This window comes from Streptococcus sp. (assembly GCF_019414905.1).
Classification (GTDB): Bacteria; Bacillota; Bacilli; order Lactobacillales; family Streptococcaceae; genus Streptococcus.
The window spans coordinates 1-5,189 of the sequence record NZ_DXLC01000305.1 but is presented as its reverse complement, the minus strand read 5'-3'; the positions used below and the strand labels follow the sequence as shown (position 1 = coordinate 5,189).

Here is a 5,189-nt window from a genome sequence, read left to right as displayed (position 1 = left end):
CCATTGTAGACTATATGCAGTCCAATAGGCCAATAAATTGACTTTGTCATTCTAAATAAGACTGCAAATATAAGACCTCCACCCATATAGAAGACAAAGTCTGTCAATACCCAACCATGATTACTAATATGCAATATTCCAAACAAAGCAGCAGAACCAAGTACATCCAGTCCCCATTTCTTCCCTTTTTCCAGAGCAGTCATCACTAATCCACGATAAATCATGTCTTCAAAAATGGGACCTGCAATCACAGGATAAAAAAAATACATCAAAAATGCCGTAGCTCCTGTAAAAGTAGGAGCAGCATGTTGATAAGAAATTTCATTGCGAGTAGGTGGGAAAAGAAAAAAGGTGACAAAATTCCAAACAACAAAAGCAAGCAGAGCTAGGAAGGAATAGAAAAGATAAGATTTTTTAAACTTTCTACTGTTGATTTTCTGCCATTTACCTGACCAAATCATAGCAATAAGTGCAAATAGAACCACAAGAAAGTGCAACATCATATCTGATAAATAATAGCCAAAGTTAGATAGGCCAAAGTTAGATAGACCAATAACAAGGTCGCTGCGTAAAACTAGACTACTGAACTTCTGGTCAGCAATGATAAGCAGAACAACTACAATAAAATAGTATTTAGAAATTATCTTTTTCATATTTCATCTTTCTAATATCCAAACACCAATAAGCTCACGATAATTAAAAAGGTATTCCACAAGATGTGAAGTGTCATTGACCAATAAATTGAACGTGTATAACGAAAAAGAATACAGAGTAGCAGACCTGCTCCTGCATAAACGATGAAGTCTGTTAACACCCATCCATATTGTAAAACATGGATGAGACTAAAGAGTGCGGAAGAAATAATGGCATCAATATAGTATTTTTTAAATTTAGATAGGGCTGTCATCAGAAGGCCACGGAAAACTAACTCCTCAACTATCGGAGCAATAAGACTGCCATAGAGAATACGTGTCACAAAATAACTAATTCCCGTCAAATTGGCTACAGCTTCTTTTATAGCACTACTATTTTGTGTGCTGGGAAAGATCCTAGTCGTTATATTTACCCACAAAAACATCAATATAAAGGAAAGAAAGAAGATACCCAGATAGGACCAACGAAACTGAAATCGACCGTAATCTTTCCAACGTTGACTCTTAACAAGAAGCACAGTACTAGCAATTCCTTCAATTACTATCAATAAAATTTGAATCCCATAAAATCCAAAATCTGATAATTGATCCACAAACTCTAATCTCACTACTAAACTAAAAATCAAGTAATAAGACATAAGTACCAAAATGGTTCCTAGGTAAAATTTCGTTTCTCCCCTTTTCATAGTTTCTTCTCCTAAATATTAGTTACGGCGTTTTCCAAACAGTCCTTCAATCAGCCCATTAGTCCAATCAAATGCCCCATAAGGTCTGGGACTAATACCTCTACCTCCCCAAGCAGGCAAAGCACTGCCACCACAACCAATATTTTCACCCACGCAAACCGAAGTGATATTTCCTCCTCTAACATCTTGCAACTCAGCTTCTGTCAATTCCATTGTTTCTGCAAATTGTAAATTTAACATCTTTTACACTCCTTCAATTATCTTCATTTGTAAACCACTTCTGCGACCTAGGATTTGCTTCAAGTGCTTTACAAGGACAGTATAACACGAAAATTAGCTTATTTTAGAAAATCGCATATTTGACATTTTTTCTTGTAGCAATTTCTTATTTGCGATTTTGGTAGATTTGATTATTTCCCTGGTATAATAAAGTTACTACTGACAAGGAGGCTAATAATATGAAAAAAAGAAAAATTCAACTAATACTTCTACTCATTACCGAATGGATTATCGTCTTCCCATTTCTAACTAATCGATAAGTTCTTTGTATTGCTGCAAGCGTAATTCAAAAAGGGCTATCAATTGTGGATTTTCTAATACTTGCAGAGATTGGAGATAGCTTTCAATCTCTTTTTGATTGCTTCCTTTGGTTTGAAGGAAAATCTGCATTTTCTTTAAAAACTGCCACAATACTTTTTCAAAAACATCGTATGGACGAAGCATGCTCTCCAACTCGGCCTCAAAGATTGGAATATAAGAAAATAGCTTACGCTCCATGAGTTCTGATATAATATTCAGAAATCCACTTTTCATATACAGTCTATTATGTACCAACTCTTTAAATTCCTTGGATTTTTCAAGTAACGAGGTTGATAAAAATATCAAATCTTGGTTGCTCAAGAAGGGCATGGTATTGCAAAAGAGATAGAGTTCAAACCAGGTCCAAGACTCAATAGCATAGAGGTAGGTGGTCAAAAATTCGCTATCCTCCTCTGCTAGGGGATAGCTTTTATCTAAGGAATGGATGGCATCTTTGATTACAATAGCATTCAAACGACGATAGGTCTCTGCCATCTGTTCTTGTTTGACCTCCTCTAATAGTTGCACTAAACCAGCTATATCTTGGTGGGCAAAGCGATCCACAACCTTTCTACCAATTTGCATATGTAGGGATTCTTGATAATTGTTGAGCTTATGACCAAACTCATCAAAATTCATATTGATCCCTTGGATGGCTAGAATCAACTTATCCGCAGATAGCATAGACTGCCCTAGCTCAAACTTTGACAACTGAGAGGCTGTTAGTCCAGCACAAGCCACATCTGACTGCTTGAGCTTTCTAGCCAAGCGCAATTCCTTGTAAAATTCCCCCAATTCCATTCTCTCAATCATCTTGTCACCTCCTAGATTTTGCATATTATATCATTATTTTTATAGTTTTGTCAAAATATTCTGACACCTTAGTAAGTGAAAAAGCCAGCTTTAAGCTGACTCCTTATTCCATGGTATCAAAAGCGAGACTTGGTTTGGCATTGAGGTCCAAGTTTGCAAAGTTTTCTTTGTTCCACTCGCTGACGCTAGCATAGGCAATCATTCCTGCATTGTCTCCGCAGAGGCGCAGAGGTGGAATGATGACCTTGACGTCAGTGATTTCAGCCGCTAGGCGTTCTCTGAGACCTTTATTGGCTGCCACACCACCTGCCACGACAAGGGTTTTAACAGGATATTTCTCCAAAGCCTTCTTGGTTTTGGCCATAAGAATATCCAAGACAGCTGCTTGGAAGGAAGCACACAAATCCTCTGTGGACAAGCTTTCTCCCTTTTGCTCGGCATTGTGGTGAAGATTGATAAAGGCAGATTTCAAACCTGAGAATGAAAACTCCAGATTATCTTCCTTAATCATGGCTCGAGGAAAATCATAAATATCCTGCCCCTGATGAGCTAGCTCGTCAATCTCACGACCTGCAGGATAGGTCAAGCCCATGACACGGCCGACCTTATCATAAGCCTCACCAACCGCGTCATCTCGCGTTTCCCCAACAATCTTGTAATCACCAGCCTCAGAAACATAAACCAACTCTGTGTGTCCACCGCTGACCAAGAGGGCTAGCAAGGGAAACTCCAAAGGCTCTACACTCTGAGCGGCCATGAGGTGACCAGCCATGTGGTTAACAGGAATCAGCGGAAGTCCATGAGCCCAAGCAAAGGCCTTAGCAGCTGATAAGCCAACTAGCAAGGCTCCGACCAAGCCCGGTCCATAAGTAACCGCAACAGCTGTCACGTCCTCTTCGGTAATCCCTGCTTCTGCCAACGCCTCCTCGATACAGGCTGTAATGACCTCGACATGGTGACGACTGGCTACTTCCGGCACTACGCCCCCAAAACGTTTGTGACTCTCAATTTGACTAGCAATGACATTGGACAAGAGCTCATTGTCGTTTTTCAAGACGGCAACACTAGTCTCATCACAGGATGTCTCAAATGCTAAAATATATCTATCCTTCATCTATTTCTCTCTTCATGATGATGGCGTCCTCGACTGGGTCATGGTAGTAGGCCTTTCGCTCAGCGATGACCACCATCTTTTCTTTCTTGTAAAATGCTTGCGCTCGTTGATTTGACTTTCTGACTTCGAGGAAAATCTCCTTATCTGTCGGCAATTGAGCAAACAAGGCTGACGCAATCCCCTTACCCTGATAGGCTCCTTTAACAGCGATTTGCAGGACTTCTGCCTCAAAGATATTTTCCTGCACAGCTAGAAATCCAATCACTTCTGCCCCATCATAAGCCAGAGCATACCAAGTCTGGTCTTGAGCCAGGTCTGCTTGGATTTGCTCCAGCGTCCAAGGACTGACTGGGTAAACAGCTGCCATGACAGCGTAGATGGCTTGAGCCAGATCAGGTTGCTGTTGGATTCGTTTGATTTCTATCATAGGCGTTTAATGTAAGACTCGCCAGATTCGGTGTGATTCTTGAGCCAGTTTTCCTCAGCCTCAACACGCTTGAGGTAATTCGGCACAAAGTCGTGCAAGGAGTCTGCTTCCTTGTCCCAGGCCAAAAGAGCTAGATTAGCTGCATTTGGCAAGGTTTCTTTGAAATTAGTCCTTGGCAAGTGTTCTTGAATCTGCTCCACAAAGGGGCCAACTTCTCCGACAAAGGTTACCTGACTAGCGCCCTTGATTAACTCAATCACTCGCTCAAAAGGCAGGTGTGCTTCTGGCATGACAGGTTTGGCATTTTCATAAAATCCTGCGTAAACATTGTTGCGACGCGCATCCATCAAAGGGACGAACAAGCCTTCTTGTTGGTAGGGCACCAGAGCCAAGAGGCTAGACATACCAACTAACTCGATGTTCAGGGTATGAGCCAGCGTCTTAGCAGTGGCTACCGCGATTCGCAAGCCTGTGTAGCTACCTGGTCCTTCCGCCACCACGATTCGGTCCAAATCCTTGGGCGTCCAATCCAAACTTGCCATCAAAAAATCGATGGCAGGCATGAGGGTAATACTGTGATTTTTCTTAATATTAATCGTCGTCTCGGCAAGAACCTGCTTGTCCTCTAAAATAGCGAGAGAAAGAGCCTTGCTGGACGTATCAAAAGCTAATACTTTCATAACACATTCCTATCTTTTTGTCTGCTTACTATTATACTACAAAAGCTGGCACATGGGAATTTTCTTTATCCCCAAACAAAAATGCCCCAGCATAAGCAGGGCATCTAGGCATTTAATCCAAAGTAAAATACAAACCAAACGACATAGGTTACGAGGAGGAGAAAAAGCGAGTAGAGAGTCACGAGTCCACTGAAAAAATAGGTCTCTTACTTTTAATGAAATGAAAACCGAGGAATC

The 5,189-nt window shown here is 41.0% G+C and carries 7 protein-coding genes and 1 pseudogene; all 8 read right to left on the bottom strand.

Going from position 1 to position 5,189, the window contains the following annotated elements:
- Window positions 1-653: type II CAAX endopeptidase family protein (locus QZ359_RS09185; protein WP_293965919.1), on the bottom strand; the 653-nt coding region annotated here is incomplete at its 3' end.
- A gap of 11 nt (window positions 654-664) precedes the next feature.
- A complete protein-coding gene (locus tag QZ359_RS09180; RefSeq protein ID WP_000820071.1) occupies window positions 665-1,339 on the bottom strand; it encodes a type II CAAX endopeptidase family protein in 675 nt (224 codons plus the stop codon).
- A gap of 18 nt (window positions 1,340-1,357) precedes the next feature.
- The gene (locus tag QZ359_RS09175; protein WP_000933477.1) at window positions 1,358-1,579 is read right to left on the bottom strand and encodes a hypothetical protein; all 222 of its coding nucleotides are present in this window, start codon (window positions 1,577-1,579) and stop codon (window positions 1,358-1,360) included.
- A 288-nt stretch (window positions 1,580-1,867) separates the two neighbouring features.
- Window positions 1,868-2,731, bottom strand: coding sequence for an XRE/MutR family transcriptional regulator (locus QZ359_RS09170; protein WP_293965918.1), 864 nt, complete (start codon window positions 2,729-2,731; stop codon window positions 1,868-1,870).
- Between the two features lie 103 nt (window positions 2,732-2,834).
- Window positions 2,835-3,845, bottom strand: coding sequence for a tRNA (adenosine(37)-N6)-threonylcarbamoyltransferase complex transferase subunit TsaD (gene tsaD / locus QZ359_RS09165; RefSeq protein ID WP_293965917.1), 1,011 nt, complete (start codon window positions 3,843-3,845; stop codon window positions 2,835-2,837).
- Window positions 3,835-4,272 carry a ribosomal protein S18-alanine N-acetyltransferase gene (gene rimI, locus QZ359_RS09160; RefSeq protein ID WP_261219522.1) on the bottom strand — a complete coding sequence of 146 codons (438 nt, stop codon included), beginning with the start codon at window positions 4,270-4,272 and terminating at the stop codon, window positions 3,835-3,837. The genes tsaD and rimI overlap by 11 nt, the downstream gene beginning before the upstream one ends.
- Window positions 4,269-4,952 carry a tRNA (adenosine(37)-N6)-threonylcarbamoyltransferase complex dimerization subunit type 1 TsaB gene (tsaB, locus tag QZ359_RS09155; RefSeq protein ID WP_049513052.1) on the bottom strand — a complete coding sequence of 228 codons (684 nt, stop codon included), beginning with the start codon at window positions 4,950-4,952 and terminating at the stop codon, window positions 4,269-4,271. Before tsaB ends, rimI begins: the two co-directional genes overlap by 4 nt.
- Window positions 4,953-4,988: 36 nt before the next feature.
- Window positions 4,989-5,189: pseudogene (locus QZ359_RS09150) on the bottom strand (hypothetical protein); the annotation flags it as partial.